The 15,108-nt window shown below is 71.9% G+C and carries 12 protein-coding genes and 2 pseudogenes; 9 read left to right on the forward strand and 5 right to left on the reverse strand.

The window, feature by feature from the left end; translation table 11 throughout:
• The first annotated feature begins 15 nt into the window (after positions 1–15).
• From ACYUD3_RS30860 to ACYUD3_RS30885, 6 genes are all read left to right on the forward strand, one after another.
• On the forward strand, positions 16–681 hold the full coding sequence (locus tag ACYUD3_RS30860) for a UbiX family flavin prenyltransferase (protein ID WP_470977012.1): 666 nt from the start codon (positions 16–18) through the stop codon (positions 679–681).
• A gap of 49 nt (positions 682–730) precedes the next feature.
• Positions 731–1,186 carry an Lrp/AsnC family transcriptional regulator gene (locus ACYUD3_RS30865; protein ID WP_470977380.1) on the forward strand — a complete coding sequence of 152 codons (456 nt, stop codon included), beginning with the start codon at positions 731–733 and terminating at the stop codon, positions 1,184–1,186.
• Between the two features lie 55 nt (positions 1,187–1,241).
• Positions 1,242–2,405 carry an aminofutalosine synthase MqnE gene (mqnE, locus tag ACYUD3_RS30870; RefSeq protein WP_470977015.1) on the forward strand — a complete coding sequence of 388 codons (1,164 nt, stop codon included), beginning with the start codon at positions 1,242–1,244 and terminating at the stop codon, positions 2,403–2,405.
• Positions 2,406–2,501: 96 nt separating this feature from the next.
• Positions 2,502–3,026, forward strand: a complete 525-nt coding sequence (locus ACYUD3_RS30875) for a GNAT family N-acetyltransferase (protein WP_470977018.1) — start codon at positions 2,502–2,504, stop codon at positions 3,024–3,026.
• Positions 3,027–3,231: 205 nt separating this feature from the next.
• Positions 3,232–3,546: a DUF4229 domain-containing protein gene (locus ACYUD3_RS30880; protein WP_470977021.1), complete on the forward strand. Its 315-nt coding sequence runs from the start codon at positions 3,232–3,234 to the stop codon at positions 3,544–3,546.
• Positions 3,547–3,730: 184 nt separating this feature from the next.
• The gene (locus ACYUD3_RS30885) at positions 3,731–4,375 is read left to right on the forward strand and encodes a TetR/AcrR family transcriptional regulator (protein ID WP_470977024.1); all 645 of its coding nucleotides are present in this window, start codon (positions 3,731–3,733) and stop codon (positions 4,373–4,375) included.
• Between the two features lie 457 nt (positions 4,376–4,832).
• On the opposite strand, the gene ACYUD3_RS30890 is transcribed toward ACYUD3_RS30885, so the two are convergent.
• The 3 genes from ACYUD3_RS30890 to ACYUD3_RS30900 all read right to left on the reverse strand — a co-directional run bounded on the left by ACYUD3_RS30890 (position 4,833) and on the right by ACYUD3_RS30900 (position 8,131).
• A complete protein-coding gene (locus tag ACYUD3_RS30890) occupies positions 4,833–5,672 on the reverse strand; it encodes a MaoC family dehydratase (protein ID WP_470977027.1) in 840 nt (279 codons plus the stop codon).
• 72 nt (positions 5,673–5,744) lie between these two features.
• A complete protein-coding gene (locus ACYUD3_RS30895) occupies positions 5,745–6,167 on the reverse strand; it encodes a hypothetical protein (RefSeq protein ID WP_470977030.1) in 423 nt (140 codons plus the stop codon).
• 527 nt (positions 6,168–6,694) lie between these two features.
• Positions 6,695–8,131, reverse strand: coding sequence for a 3-oxoacyl-ACP reductase (locus ACYUD3_RS30900; protein WP_470977033.1), 1,437 nt, complete (start codon positions 8,129–8,131; stop codon positions 6,695–6,697).
• Between the two features lie 132 nt (positions 8,132–8,263).
• Between ACYUD3_RS30900 and ACYUD3_RS30905 the strand changes: the two are divergent.
• The 3 genes and pseudogenes from ACYUD3_RS30905 to ACYUD3_RS30915 form a co-directional block, all read left to right on the forward strand.
• Positions 8,264–8,457: pseudogene (locus ACYUD3_RS30905) on the forward strand (acetyl-CoA C-acetyltransferase); the annotation flags it as partial.
• Positions 8,458–8,622: 165 nt separating this feature from the next.
• Positions 8,623–9,750: pseudogene (locus ACYUD3_RS30910) on the forward strand (acetyl-CoA C-acetyltransferase); the annotation flags it as partial.
• A 222-nt stretch (positions 9,751–9,972) separates the two neighbouring features.
• Positions 9,973–11,892, forward strand: a complete 1,920-nt coding sequence (locus ACYUD3_RS30915; RefSeq protein ID WP_470977036.1) for an AMP-dependent synthetase/ligase — start codon at positions 9,973–9,975, stop codon at positions 11,890–11,892.
• A gap of 619 nt (positions 11,893–12,511) precedes the next feature.
• Here ACYUD3_RS30915 and ACYUD3_RS30920 read toward each other — a convergent pair.
• Complete coding sequence (locus ACYUD3_RS30920) at positions 12,512–13,468, reverse strand: aminoglycoside phosphotransferase family protein (RefSeq protein ID WP_470977040.1); 957 nt, start codon at positions 13,466–13,468, stop codon at positions 12,512–12,514.
• 693 nt (positions 13,469–14,161) lie between these two features.
• Entirely contained in the window at positions 14,162–15,052 is an 891-nt protein-coding gene (locus tag ACYUD3_RS30925) for a LysR family transcriptional regulator (protein ID WP_470977043.1), read from the reverse strand.
• Between the last annotated feature and the right edge of the window lie 56 nt (positions 15,053–15,108).

Here is a 15,108-nt window from a genome sequence, read left to right on the forward strand (position 1 = left end):
CGGTACGCTCAAGATGTGAACGCAGGAGAAACGCAGCGCACGCCTTGGATCGTGGGGGTGTCCGGGGCATCCGGTACGCCGTACGCCGCTTCGGTGCTGCGGGGGCTCCTCGCCGCCGGTGAGGCCGTCGACCTGGTCGTCAGCCGCGCCTCCCGGCTCACCCTCCTGGACGAGACGGGCATCTCGTTCCGGGACGCCCACTGGCGGGACGACCTCGCGGACTGGCTCGGCCGGGGGGCCGACGGCAAGCGGGACACCTACGACGCCGACCTCGCCGGGGTGCGGTACTGGGCCGCCGGCGACCTGGCGGCGGGGCCGTCGTCGGGGTCGTACCCCGCCAAGGGGATGCTGATCGTGCCGGCCTCGACGGCGTGCGTGGCGGGGGTCGCGCTCGGGCTGTCGAAGGACCTGCTCCAGCGGGCGGCCAGCGTCACGCTCAAGGAGCGGCGCCCGCTCGTGGTCTGTGTCCGGGAGGCGCCGCTGAACGGGCAGACGCTGCGGCATCTGGTCGCGCTCGACGACGCCGGGGCGAGCGTCGTACCGGCCTCGCCCGGGTTCTACGCGGGGGCCACGCACATCCAGGACCTCGTCGACTTCGTCGCGGGGCGGGCGCTCGACGCGGTGGGGGTGCCGCACGGGCTGTACCGGCGCTGGCGGGGCGAGCTGGGCGCGGCGCAGTAGTTCAGGTCAACTTTTCTCACGGATGTTTTCAGCGGAAGGCTTCATGCGCATGGACGCGGTGGACAGGCAGCTCATCCAGGCCCTGCGGGAGAACGGCCGGGCCTCGTACGCGGAGCTGGGGCGGCTCGTCGGGCTCTCGGGGCCCAGCGTCACCGACCGCATCAACCGGCTGGAGGCGGCCGGGGTGATCACCGGCTACCGGGCGACCGTCAACGCCGCGTCCCTCGGCCTCGGGGTGAGCGCGCTCATCGGCATCTCGCTGTCCGACGCCGCCGACCACGAGGACGTGGCGCGCCGGATGAAGGAGTTCGGCGAGATCGAGGACTGCTGGTTCATCGCCGGTGACGACTCCTTCATGCTCAAGGTCCGCGCGGGCGACGTGGACGGCCTGGAGCGGCTGATCCGGCGGCTGAGCGGGACGAAGGGCGTGTCGCGGACGCGGACCACGATCGTCCTGTCGACGAAGTGGGAGAACCGGGTGGGGGAGCTGCCGGAGGAGGTGTAGCGGGGGCGTAGCGTGGGGGATCGTTCGGGTTCGGTCGGTACGAAAGGTGTGTTGCATGGACGTCGGGCGCAAGCGCGAGCTGGAGGAGAAGGTCCGCTCCGGCGAGCGGCTGACCCGCGAGGACGGCATCGCGCTGTACGCGTCGGACGACCTGGCCTGGCTCGGCGGCCTCGCGCACGAGGTGCGCACGCGCAAGAACGGTGACGTCGTCCACTTCAACGTCAACCGGCATCTCAACATGACGAACGTGTGCACGGCGTCGTGCGCGTACTGCTCCTTCCAGCGCAAGCCGGGGGAGAAGGACGCGTACACGATGCGCATCGAGGAGGCCGTGCGGCTGGCCAAGGAGATGGAGGGCGAGCACCTCACGGAGCTGCACATCGTCAACGGCCTGCACCCGAACCTCCCTTGGCGCTACTACCCGCGTTCGCTGCGCGAGCTGAAGGCCGCGCTGCCCGGGGTGTCGCTGAAGGCGTTCACGGCGACGGAGATCCACCACTTCGAGACGATCTCCGGCCTGTCCGCCTCCGAGATCCTCGACGAACTCATCGACGCCGGCCTCGAATCGCTGACCGGCGGCGGCGCGGAGATCTTCGACTGGGAGGTCCGGCAGCACATCGTCGACCACCGCACCCACTGGGAGGACTGGTCGCGCATCCACCGGCTGGCGCACGAGAAGGGTCTGAAGACCCCGTGCACCATGCTGTACGGCCACATCGAGGAGCCCCGCCACCGCGTCGACCACGTGCTGCGGCTGCGTGAACTCCAGGACGAGACCGGCGGTTTCCAGGTCTTCATCCCGCTGCGCTACCAGCACGACTTCGTCGACATGAAGGACGGCAAGGTCAGGAACCGCCTCCAGGAGCGCACCCAGATGGCGACGGGCGCGGAGGCCCTGAAGACGTTCGCGGTGTCGCGCCTGCTGTTCGACAACGTCCCGCACGTCAAGGTCTTCTGGGTGATGCACGGCGTCCAGACCGCCCAACTGGCGTTGCAGCACGGCGCGGACGACATGGACGGCTCGGTCGTCGAGTACAAGATCACCCACGACGCGGACGACTACGGCACCCCGAACAAGCTGACCCGCGAGGACCTGCTGGACCTGATCCGGGACGCGGGCTTCCGGCCGGTGGAGCGGAACACGCGGTACGAGGTCATCCGGGAGTACGACGGGCCGGACGCGGGGCGCAGGGAGTCGCCGCAGCCGATGCGGGTGTGAGGCGGGGCGCTGCGGGTGGGCCGGGGTCCGGCGGGTGGGCCGGGGCTTTACCTGTTGGCCACCCAAGGGGCGTCGGGTAAGGCTTACGCTGCTGCCGTGGCCCTTACCTTTACCCTCGACCCGGCCGTCACCCCCGAGCTGCGGGACGGCATCCTCCACCTGTGGGTGGACGTCTCCAACGCGGGCGGCGCCGTCGGCTTCGTCCCCGGGGTGGACGTCGAGACCGTCCGCCCCGCCCTGCTCAAGCAGCTGACGGCGCTGGTGGAGGGCCGCGCCCGGCTGCTGGTCGGGCGCGACGAGGAGGGGCGGGTCGCGGCGACGGCCTTCCTCACCTTCAACACCCACCCGCTGATGACGCACTGGCTGTGGCTGTACACGGTGATGGTCCACCCCCGCCACCAGGGCAAGGGCTACGGCCGCGACCTCCTCGCCGCCGCCGAGTCCGCCGCCCGCTCGTTCCCCGGCATCGAGGCGATCCGGCTGAGCTGCCGGGGCGGGCTCGGGCTCGAGCGGTTCTACGGGGCGTGCGGGTACAAGGAGGTCGGGCGGATACCGGACGCGATCCGGGTGGCGCCGGGGGATGATCGGGACGATGTCGTCATGTTGTTGCCGTTGGGGTGAGTGGGGGGTGTTCGGGGACGGGGGTGGGGTGTCCGGCTCTGGGGGCGGGGTGTGATCGCCGGGGTGTGCGCTGTGACCCCGGGGTGTGCGCTGTGCCTCCGGGTGGGTGCTGTGACCCCCCTCCAAGATCGCGGGTCCGGCGTGGTTGACTGGACGGTGCCCCTTTTGGGGCTTCCGACTGTTCGACACGGAAGTGTGGATTGAGATGCTCCGCTACACGCTGATGCGCCTCGGGATCTTCGTGGGCTGCCTCTTGGCCGTCTGGGGCCTCGTCTACTCCGGGATCGTCCCGCGCGGGCTCGGCGAGTCCAACGGCATGTGGATCGTCCTGCTCTCCCTGGTGCTGTCCGCGCCGATCAGCTTCGTCGTGCTGCGGGGGGAGCGCGACCGGGCGTCCGTGAACGTCGTCGCGCGGGTGGACCGGATGAAGGCGAATCTGGAGGCGAACCGGTCGCAGGAGGATGAGGTGGCTGAGGGGGCGCAGGGGGCGGCGGGGACGCCGGGGCAGACGCCGGCCTGATCGCCGGGGCAGACGCTGGCGTGATCGTTGGGGCAGACGTCGGCGTGATGTCGGGATGGATGCCGGCGTGATGCCGGGACGGATGCCGTTTCTGATGGCGCGGTCGGCGTCGGTCCGACCCGGTTCCGGCGGGCCGTTCTCCGGGCGGTGACCGGCGCTTCGGGCAGGCCCTAACCTTGGTCGCATGGGTGCCGTGAAGACCAAGCGGATGCCGCGCGCGGTCCGTGAGCAGCAGATGCTGGACGCCGCCGTACGGACCTTCGGGCGCCGTGGGTACATGGCCGCCTCGATGGACGAGATCGCCGAACTCGCCGGTGTCTCCAAGCCGTTGGTGTATCTCTACCTCAACTCCAAGGACGACCTCTTCTCCGCGTGCATCCGCCGCGAGGCCGCCGCACTGGTCACCGCCGTGCGCGCCGGGGTCTCCACGGAGGTCCCCGCCGACCGCCAACTCTGGGACGGCCTGCGGGCGTTCTTCGCGCACACCGCCGAGCATCCGGACGCCTGGTCGGTGCTGCACCTCCAGGCCCGCACGCACGGGGAGCGGTTCGCCGGTGAGATCGCCGCGATGCGGGAGGAGTTGGTGGCGTTCGTGACTCAACTGATCGTCGCCTCGGCGCGTGACGCCCACCGCAACCCCGACCTGGCGGAACGCGAAGTGGCGGGCCTGGCCGAGGCGTTGGTGGGCGCGGCGGAGTCCTTGGCGGACTGGGCGAACGCGACGGAGGGCGTGACGGCGAGGGAGGCGGCGGCGACACTGATGAACTTCGCCTGGGCGGGGTTGGGGAGTTTGATGGAGGGGAGGGTTTGGGGGGTGCCGGGGGAGTGAGGGGCGGGGAGGGGTTGGGGTCTTTTGAGGGGGCTCGGGCTGGGGCTTTTGGGGAGGCTCGCGCCGAGGGGTTGGGCCTTCTGGGGGGCGGGGGGCGGGGGGCGGAGGGCGTCCGAGGGGGGTGCCGGAAGCATTCCGAGGACGCCTCGCCGGAGGTCTTCCAGAGGGGCTCAAGCTGAGGTCTTCCGGAGAGGTCTGCGGTGGAGGCCTTCCGAGGACGCCTTGCTGGAGGCCTTCTGAAGGGGCTCAAGCTGGAGGTCTTACGGAGAGGTCTGCGTTGGGGGTCTTCTGAGGAGGCCCGCGCTGGAGGTCTTCTGGAGAGGCTCGTGCTGGAGGTCTTTCGAGGACGCCGCGCTGGAGGTCTTCTGGAGAGGCTCGTGCTGGAGGTCTTTAGAGAACGCCTCGCCGGAGGTCTTCCGAAGAGGACCGCGCCGGAGGCCTTCCGCGCACGCTCCCCCTACGCGCGCCCCAACGCCTCCACCCGCCCCCGCACATGCACCCGCCCCTTCCCCCCGGCCTCCCGCAGCTCGAACCGTTCCCCGTCCGACGCGAACACCACCGCCGACGGCAGCGGCACCGGCGCCTTGAACTCCGCCCGCAGCCGCACCCCCGCCGGCGTCCCGTGCGCGGCGAGGCACCGGGCGACCGTCCACATCCCGTGCGCGATGGCCCGGGGAAACCCGAACAACCGGGCCGTCAGCGGATACAGATGAATGGGATTACGGTCCCCGGACACGTCCCCGTACCGCCGCCCCACATCCCCACCGAGCCGCCACTCGTCGAGCAGCGGCAGACTGACGGCATCCTCAACAAGGCTGCTGGCAGGCTCAGTTGACCCATCGGCCTGACGATGCCGCGCGAGATACGTACTGCGCGACTCCCACACGACACCCCCACCACGCCGCAACTCGGTCAGCACCACCGCCTCGGTCCCCCGCCGATGCGCCACCAACTCCTCGACCCGCACACCGAGTTCGTACTCCCCGGTCACGGCGAGCTCGTCGTACCGAGTGATCTCGACGGAGGTATGAACCAGCCCGAGCAACGGCAACGGAAAGGAGGGCGCGCTCATCAGCCGCATGGCGAGGGGGAACCCGAGGACATGCGGATAAGTCACGGGAAGCGAGTCATCCCCGGCGGCGAACCCACAGACCCGCTCGTACGCGGACAGCCGGGCGAGGTTGATCCGAAGCCCGCTCAAAAGAAGCGGATCACGGCTGAACTCGGCATCGGGACGGGCCCGTTTGAAGGGGGAGAGGAGCGCTCCGCGGGCGAGCAGGAGGGAGAGCGCGGTCATCGGACCTCCGGAGGCGGCGGCGCGGACGAGACGGAGGGAGCGACCCCGGCGACAGGGGTACGGGCGTCACCGTCAGCCCCCGGAGGCGACGCGAGCGAGGAGGGCGTCACCGTCAGCCCCCGGCGCGGGCGCGGGCAGGGCGGAGGACGTGGCCGTTGGACCCCGAACGTCGCCGTCAGCCCCCGGAGGCGACGCGAACGCGGAGGTCGTGCCCATCGGACCGGCGGCAGCCACCTGGGCGTCGCCTTCAGCCCCCGGCAGCAGCGCGGACGCGGAGAGCGCCATCGGACCGGCGGCAGCCACACGCACATCGCCGTCAGCCTCTGGCAGCGACGTGGGCGAGGCGGAGGGGGTGATTCCGGCAGCAGCGATATGGGCGTCGCGGTCAGTCCCCGACGGCGGCGCGAGCGAGGAGGGCGTGGCCATCGGACCGGCGGCAGCCACCTGGGCGTCGCCTTCAGCCCCCGGCGCGGGCAGCGCGGAGGGCGTGGCCATCGGACTCCGGACATCGCTGCCAGCTCCCGGCAGCAGAGCGGACGCGGAGGGCGCCATCGGACCGGCGGCAGCCACACGCGCATCGCCGTCAGCCCCTGGCAGCGACGTGGGCGAGGCGGAGGGGGTGATTCCGGCAGCAGCGATATGGGCGTCGCGGTCAGTCCCCGACGGCGGCGCGAGCGAGGAGGGCGTGGCCATCGGACCGGCGGCAGCCACCTGGGCGTCGCCTTCAGCCCCCGGCGCGGGCAGCGCGGAGGGCGTGGCCATCGGACTCCGGACATCGCTGCCAGCTCCCGGCAGCAGAGCGGACGCGGAGGGCGCCATCGGACCGGCGGCAGCCACACGCGCATCGCCGTCAGCCCCTGGCAGCGACGTGGGCGAGGCGGAGGGGGTGATCCCGGCGGCAGCGATATGGGCGTCGCCGTCAGCCCCAGGCGCGGGCGTAGGCAGGGCGGAGGGCGTGCCCATCGGCCCCCCGGCGGCAGCCACCCGCACATCGCCCCCACCCCCCAGCGACAACAAACCCATCACGCCCCCAGCAAACTCTGCCCGCACACCCGCACCACCTGCCCATTGACCGCCCCCGACCCCGGATGCGCCAGCCACGCCGTCGTCTCCGCCACGTCCGCCGGAATCCCGCCCTGCGCAAGGGAGTTCATCCGCCGCCCGGCCTCACGGATGAACAGCGGTACGGCGGCCGTCATCTGCGTCTCGATGAACCCGGGGGCGACGGCGTTGACGGTGACCCCGTGCTCGGCGAAGGCCTTGGGCCCCAACGCCCTTACCAGACCGGCGATCCCGGCTTTGCTCGCCGCATAGTTGGTCTGCCCGGCGTTCCCGGCGAGCCCGGAGATGGAAGCCGTCGCGACGATCCGCCCGCCGGCCCGCAAGGCACCCTTCGCGAGCAGCACGTCGGTCGTCCGCAGGACACTCGCCAGATTGACGTCGATGACCGAACTCCACCGCTCGGCAGGCATGTTGACCAGCCGCCGGTCCCGAGTGATCCCGGCGTTGTGCACCAACACATCAAGCCCGTCAGGGAGTTCGGCGGCGATCCGCTCCCCGGCACCGCCCCCGGTGACGTCCAGCAAGAGCGCCCGCCCCCCGATCCGCTCAGCCAACTCCCGCGCGTCCGACTCGGCTTGAGGCACATCGAGGACGACGACATGGGCACCGTCCCGCGCAAGGGTCTCGGCGACGGCGGCCCCGATCCCCCGCGCGGCCCCGGTGACCAGCGCGGTCCGCCCGGCCAGCGGCAACGCCCAGTCCCCGTCGTACACCTCCCCGCCCCCGACGCAGATCACCTGCCCGCTGACGTACGCGGACTTCGGCGAGAGCAGGAACCGCAGCGTCGACTCGGCGGCCCCGGCATCGGCCAGCCGCACGAGATTGACGGTCCGCCCCCGCCCGACCTCCTTGCCGAGCGACCGGACGAACCCCTCCAACGCCTGCTGCACGGCGGCCTGTTGCGGATCACCGGAGTCGAGCGGGGCACCGAGCACGACGATCCGCCCGCTGGCGGCGACGGACCGGACGACGGGGTGCAGGGCGGCGTGCACATCGGCGAGGGTGCCGATGTCCCGTACGCCGGTGGCGTCGAGAACGACGGCGCCGGGACGACCGGGACCGGAGCCGGAACCGCCGCTTCCCGTACTGCCGCTCCCAAGTCCCGCACCGTCGCTTCCCATACCACCACCCCCAAGTCCCGCACCGCCGCCCCCCGCACCACCACCCCCAAGTCCCGCACCGCCGCCCCCCGCACCGCCACCCCCAAGTCCCGCACGCTCCAGCACCGTTGCCACCCCAGGCGCCGGCACCCCCGCCGTAAGGTGAACCAAGTCGCCGGTGAGAGAAGGACGTTCGGGTGACCAGCGGTGCAGGACCGCCGGCTGGGGCAGCCCGAGCCGGCGGGTCAGGAAACGGCCGGGCGCGGTGGCGGCGAAGCTCAGATAGCGATCGGCCATGGTCGTCTCCAGTCCCCCGGTCTCCCGGCGCCCTGCCCTCCGGCCCCGTCTCTCGCGGCCCGGCGCAACATGCTTACTCCCAAGTAAGGTTACCGCGAGTAAGTCTAGGTCAAAGGTGAGGAACAGGTCGACATGAGCCCTCTGGAACTGGTCCGCGAGAACGACCCGAAGCCCCCCGCCGAACCCCCGCGCGCCCGCCGCGTAGCGGTGATCGGCGGCGCCCGTACCCCCTTCGCCCGCTCCGACGGCCCCTACGCCACCGCCTCCAACCAGGAGCTGCTGACGGCCGCAGTGAACGGCCTCGCGCTGCGCTACGGGCTAGGGCCCTCCTGATGGATCTCCGCGGCGTCGCGATGCCCGGCACGCACGCTCGCCGCACGGCGCGAAGGGACAGGTGGCTCCGCCACATGACCCTTCGCGCCGCACGCCGATCGCACGCACCGAACACCGCTCCTTCTCCCGCGGAGATCCATCAGGAGGGCCCTAATGTCCCGGGCGTGGTGGGCGAGTTGGTGGCCGGCGCGGTGCTGAAGCACAGCCGGGACTTCAACCTGGCCCGCGAGACGCTCCTCGGCTCGAAACTGGACCCGCGCACCCCGGCGTACGACATCCAGCAGGCGTGCGGCACCGGGCTGCAAGCCGTCATCGCCGCCGCCAACAAGATCGCCCTCGGCCAGACCGACTCGGCGGTCGCGGGCGGCGCCGACACCGCGAGCGACGCCCCGCTGGGCGTCCACGACGAGCTGCGCCGCATCCTGCTGGAGGCCCGCCGCGCGAAGTCGGCCGGGGCGCGGCTGCGGGCGCTGGCGAAACTCCGCCCGGGGCACCTCGTCCCCGAGATCCCCCGCAACGCCGAGCCGCGCACCGGCCTGTCCATGGGCGAGCACGCGGCGGTGACCGCCCGCGCCTGGGGCATCACCCGCGAGGCCCAGGACGAACTCGCGGCGGCCAGCCACCAGCGGCTCGCGGCGGCCTACGACAGGGGCTTCTTCGACGATCTCGTCGTCCCCTTCCGGGAGTTGAGACGCGACCAGAACCTCCGCCCCGACTCGACACCGGAGAAACTCGCCGCCCTGAAGCCGGTGTTCGGCGTCAAGGACCCCAACCCGACGATGACGGCGGGCAATTCGACCCCGCTCACCGACGGCGCCGCCGTCGTCCTGCTGGCCTCGGAGGAGTGGGCCGAGACACGCGGCCTGGAGCCGCTGGCCTATCTGACGGCCTACGAGACGGCGGCGGTCGACTTCGTGCGCGGGGACGCGGCCGGCGGGGAGGACGGGCTGCTGATGGCGCCCGCGTACGCGGTACCCCGGATGCTGGCCCGAACGGGCCTGGAAATAGGGGACTTCGACTACGTGGAGGTTCACGAGGCCTTCGCCTCCCAAGTGTTGGCGACGCTGGCGGCCTGGGAGAAGCAGGGCCTGGCGCCGGTGGACCGCGACCGGCTCAACGTCACCGGATCTTCACTGGCGACCGGTCACCCCTTCGCCGCGACCGGCGCCCGGATCGTCGCGACGCTCGCCAAACTGCTGGCCGAACGGGACGCTCCCGCAAGGGGGTTGATCTCGATCTGCGCGGCCGGCGGACAGGGGGTGACGGCGGTCCTGGAGCGGGCCTGACCAGCGGACGTGACGGTTGTTCACGTATTGCCGAGACTGCACAGGCCCGCCCCCGGACGACCCGGGAACCCTCACAGGCCCCACACGTACGGCCCGTACGATCGCTGGCCTAACCGCTGGTAACAGATTCCCCGAGGCCCCCAGGCTGGACGCCTCGGAGCGCGAGGCACGTACGTTTGATGCAGCGAGCGCTATGTGCGCTGCACGCCCAGGGAGCCGCCTGTGTCCACCTCGTACCTTTCCTCGGCCGAATTCGCCGACGGCGCCCCTCCCGCCCCCGTGGAACCGGAGACGCGGCGCCTCGACGGAGTCGTCCGCGAAGCCGCCGTACCCGCTTTCGCACCGCCCGTCACCCACGGCTCGCTCGCCGAACTGCCCTACGACAACGCCGCGTTGGCGCCCGACGCGGTGGCCCTCAGCCGGCGCGGGCCCGACGGCCGCTGGAGCGACGTCACGGCCGCCGAGTTCGCCGCCCAAGTCCAGGCCGTGGCAAAGGGGTTGATCGCCGAGGGGCTCGTACCCGGCGACCGGGTCGCCGTCATGGCCCGCACCCGGTACGAGTGGTCGCTGCTCGACTTCGCGGCCTGGGCGGCCGGTCTCGTGACCGTCCCCATCTACCCCACCTCCTCCGTCTTCCAGGCCCGCTGGATCCTCCAAGACTCAGGCGCCGTCGCCCTGTTGACCGAGACCGTGGGCCAGGCCGCCGCCCTCGGCCCCGAGCGCGACCGGCTGCCCGACCTCAAGCACATCTGGGTGATGGACAAGGGCCACCTCGACCGGCTCGCCGACGCCGGCGGGCACGTCCCCGACTCCGAGGTCGAGATCCGCCGGGGCATGCTCATCCCCGACACCCTCGCCACCCTCATCTACACCTCCGGCACCACCGGACGCCCCAAAGGCTGCGCGCTCACGCACGGCAACTTCTTCGCCGAGGTCGACAACGCCATCGAACTGCTCGCCCCGGTCTTCAAAGCGCGCGGCATCGAGGTCTCCGTCCTGCTCTTCCTGCCCATGTCGCACGTCTTCGGCCGCATGGTCGCCATCGCCTGCGTCCGCGCCCGCGTCCGCCTCGGCCACGCCCCCAGCCTCAAGTCCGAGGACCTGCTGCCCGACCTCGCCGCCTTCAAACCGACCTGCCTGCTCGCGATCCCCTACATGCTGGAGAAGGTCTTCAACGTGGCGCGGGCGCGCGCGGAGGCGGGCGGCCGGGTGACGTCCTTCGACCGCGCGGTGAACGTCGCGCGGCGCTACGGCGAGGCCGTCGAGGCCCAGAAGACCGGCACGGGCCCCGGCCCCGGCGCCGCCCTGCGCACCGCCCGCACCTTCTACGACCCCCTGGTCTACCGCCGCATCCGCAACGCGATGGGCGGCCGGGTCCGCCACGCCATCTGCGGCGGCTCCCCCCTCGGCCGCCGCCTGTCGTCCTTCTACCTCGGCGCCGGCATCGAGATCTACGAGGGCTACGGCCTCACCGAGACGACGGGCGCGACGACCTGCACCCCGCCGCTCAAACCCCGTCTGGGCACGGTCGGTTGGCCCATGCCGGGCACCCGCATCCGTATCGCCGCCGACGGTGAGATCCTCATCGCCGGTGACCACGTGCTGCGCGGCTACTGGGACCCCGCGGCCGGCGGAGTCGTCCCCGCGGCTCCCGGCGGCTGGCTCGCGACCGGTGACATAGGCGAGCTGGACGACGAGGGCTACCTCACCATCACCGGCCGCAAGAAGGAAATGATCATCACGGCGGGCGGCAAGAGCGTGGCCCCGGCGCCCCTGGAGGACTGGCTGCGCTCGCACCCCCTCATCTCCCAGTGCATAGTCCTGGGCGACGGCCGCCCCTACGTGTCCGCCCTCCTGACCCTCGACCCCGAAGGCCTCACCCACTGGCGCCAGATGAACGGCAAACACCCCGTCCCCGTCGAACTCCTCATCGGCGACGAGGAGTTGGAGGCGGTCCTGCAACGCGCCATAGACGAGGCCAACAAACTGGTCTCCCGCCCCGAATCAATCCGCCGCTTCGCCGTCCTGCCAAGGGACTTCACGGAGTCGGCCGGCTATCTGACTCCGTCGATGAAGCTGAGGAGAGCGGCGATCCTGCGGGACTTCTCGGAGGAGGTGGAGGGGTTGTACGAGAGGGGGTGAGGGGCGGGGCTTTTGGGGAGGGCGGGGCGACGGTTTTCGGGGGTCCGGGGAAGCTTGCGGGGTCTTCGGGGAGGGGGGTTGAAGGGACGGGCCGGGGGTCTTCGGGGGCTCGGGGAAGTGTGCGGGGCTTTCCGGGAGAGGGTTGAGAGGCGGGCTGGCGGTTTTCGAGGGCCCGAGGAAGCTCGCGGGGCTTTCCGAGAGGGGGTTGAGAGGGCGGGTCGGTGGTCTTCGGGGGTCCGAGGGAGCTTGCGGGGCTTTCCGGAAGCGTTTGAGAGGCTGGCCGGAGGTTTTCGGGGGCCCGAGGAGGCTCGTGGGGCTTTCCGGGAGGGGGTTGAGAGGGCGGGCCGGGGGTCTTCGGGGGTCCGGGAGGGTTTGAGGGGCGGGCCGGCGGTTTCGAGGGGCCGGGGAGGCTCGCGGGTCTTCCGGGAGTGGTCTGAGAGGGCGGTCGGCGGTTTTCGAGGGCCCGAGGGAGCCGTGTCCGGGGTCTCCGGGAGGGCGTTCGCCAGCTGCTCGAGCCCGTCCGGGGTCTCCGGGAGGGCGTTCGCCGGCCACTCGAGCCCGCCCCGGGTCGCCGGGAAGGCGTTCGCCAGCCGCTCAAGCCCCCGCGCCGCTCACCCGCTCACCCACTCACGCGGCCGAACCCCTCCCCACCGGTCAGCAACTCCGCCACCCCCTCCGCGAATCCAGTCAGCCGCTCCAGCTCCGGGCCGCCGCGCGCGATCCGGAAACCATGCCGGCGGGCCCAGAACGCGGCCTGCACGGCGTGGAGTTGGGACCACCGCCGCAGCCGCTCCCGGTCGACCCCGGCGGCCTCCCCGAAGACGTCCAGCGCCCGGTACACGGCCGCCCGCACATCAGGCGCGGCGAGCAGCGAAAGCGCCCTGGTCTTCAGGAAGTTGCCACCGTCGTACCCCTGATCCCCGGCACACCCCTTCGGGTCCACCACCAGCCACGGCTCCCGCTCGGCCCGCAGGATGTTACGGGCGTGCAGATCCCCGTGAACCATCGTGTCGGGCTGACCCCGGCCGAGGTCGCGGACGGTGTCGTACGCACAGCCCAGCGCACGGGCGGACAGACCGTGCCCCAACTCGTCGGCATCAAGCCGGAGTTGCCTCTCCCACTCATCGGCCCGCTCCCTCAGCCGGGGCACCCCCGCAGGCGCCGGTACGGCCAGCCGACGGCTCAACTCCCCGGCGACGGAGGCGATGACGTCCTCGTCCCGTTCAACTTCCGCCAGCGTCCGCGCACTCACCCGCTCCAGCAGCATCGCGAACCGAGAGCCGTCCCGCTCGTACAACGCCACGGCCCCCCGCCCACCCCAGACGGCAAAGGCGTCCGGCTCATGCACGTTCCCCGGATGCGGAAAGGAAACTTTGAGCACGGCGGAACCCCCGCAGTCCCGCACAACGGGCACGACGACCCCGACCCCGCCGTACATGAGGTCCCCGTCGACTTCACACCCCCACGTACCGAGCAACTCCCCGACCAGCAGCGGAAGTTCAGCAAGCCACTGCTCGGCCCGCTCCCCTTCACGGGCGAGGGTGGTCCGAACGAACTCATCGGGTACGTCGATCATCCGGGCACCCTAGCGGCGCGGCGGCTTGAGCGGCTGGCGAAAGCCTTCGCGGAGACCCCGGACGGGCTTGAGCGGCTGGCGAAAGCCTTCGCGGAGACCCCGGACGGGCTTGAGCGGCTGGCGAAAGCCTTCGCGGAGACCCCGGACGGGCTTGAGCGGCTGGCGAAAGCCTTCGCGGAGACCCCGGACGGGCTTGAGCGGCTGGCGAAAGCCTTCGCGGAGACCCCGGACGGGCTTGAGCGGCTGGCGAACGCCTTCGCGGAGACCCCGGACGGGCTTGAGCGGCCGGCGAACGCCTTCCCGGAGACCCCGGACGGGCTCGAGCGGCCGGCGAACACCCTCCCGGAGACCCCGGACACGGCTCCCTCGGGCCCTCGAAAACCGCCGGCCGCCCTCTCAGACCCCTCCCGGAAGACCCCGCGAGCCTCCTCGGCCCCTCGAAACCGCCAGCCCGCCTCTCAACCCCCTCCCGGAAGACCCCGCGAGCTTCCCCGAGCCCGGGGTTCGCGGCGAGCCGGGCGGGATTCCGGCCGGGCTCGCGGCCCGCTGGGCGGAACCGCTGCCGCGGAAGACGCTCACGCGAGCCCCACCCTCGGCGCGCGGACGGACCTGGGCCCGAGCTTCGCGACGAGCCGTTGTCGCAGAAGGCGCTCACGCGAGCCCCACCCCCGGCACCCCCCACCCCCAGCCCCCTCACCCCCGCTGCCGCAACTCCACCACCAGATCGGCGAACGCCCGCGCCGGCGGGCTCAGCGCGTCCCACCTGCGCACCGCCCACCCGACGGGCAACGGCCGCAGCCCGGCCAGCGGGATCAGCCGCAGGGCGCCGCCCACGGGAGCGGCCAGCCCGGGCAACGCCGGTACGACCGCCCGCCCCACGCCCACCTCGACGAGCAGCAGCGCCGTGTCCCAGTCGGCCACGCTGGTGTCGTACACGAACCGCACCCCCAACTCGGCGGCGGCGGCGTCCAGTCGGGCGGCGGAGGTGGAGTTCGGGGGCAGCTGGATCAGACGGACGCCGTCCAGTTCGGCCGGGTCCAGGGACGCACGGCCGGCGAACTCGTCGTCCGAGGGCACCGCGAGCACCCAGGGCAGCTCCACCACCGGCCGCTGCTCGATCCCCCGCACGGGCGGGCCGAGCGTGATCCAGGCGAGGTCGAGCACCCCGTCGGCCAGCGCATCGAAGCTGCCCCGCCCCGAACTCACCGTCCGGAACTCCAAGTTGACATCCGGATGGGTACGCCGGAACGCCACCACCGCGTCCGACATGAAGTGCCGTACGGTCGTCGCCCCCGTGGCGAGCCGGACGTACCCGCTGGTCCCCGCCACGAGATCCCTCAACTGCCGTACGGCCAGGTCGAGTCCGGAGATCCCCTCACTCGCGGCGGCCTCAAGCAGCCGGCCGGCCTGCGTCGGCACCACCCCACGGGGCCGCCGCTCCAGCAACCCGGCCCCGGTCTCCCGCTCCAGCCGCTTCACATGCTGGCTCACCGCCGACTGCGTACACCCCAACTCCCGCGCCACCGCACTCAGACTCCCGGCCCGGCACACAGCCACGAACACCCGCAGATCCTCCAGCGTCACACCCCCAAGCTAACACTTGGGTCCACCGACAAATCCCAAGGATTGACTGGGTGTTG

The organism is Streptomyces sp. AMJ-169 (assembly GCF_055597585.1).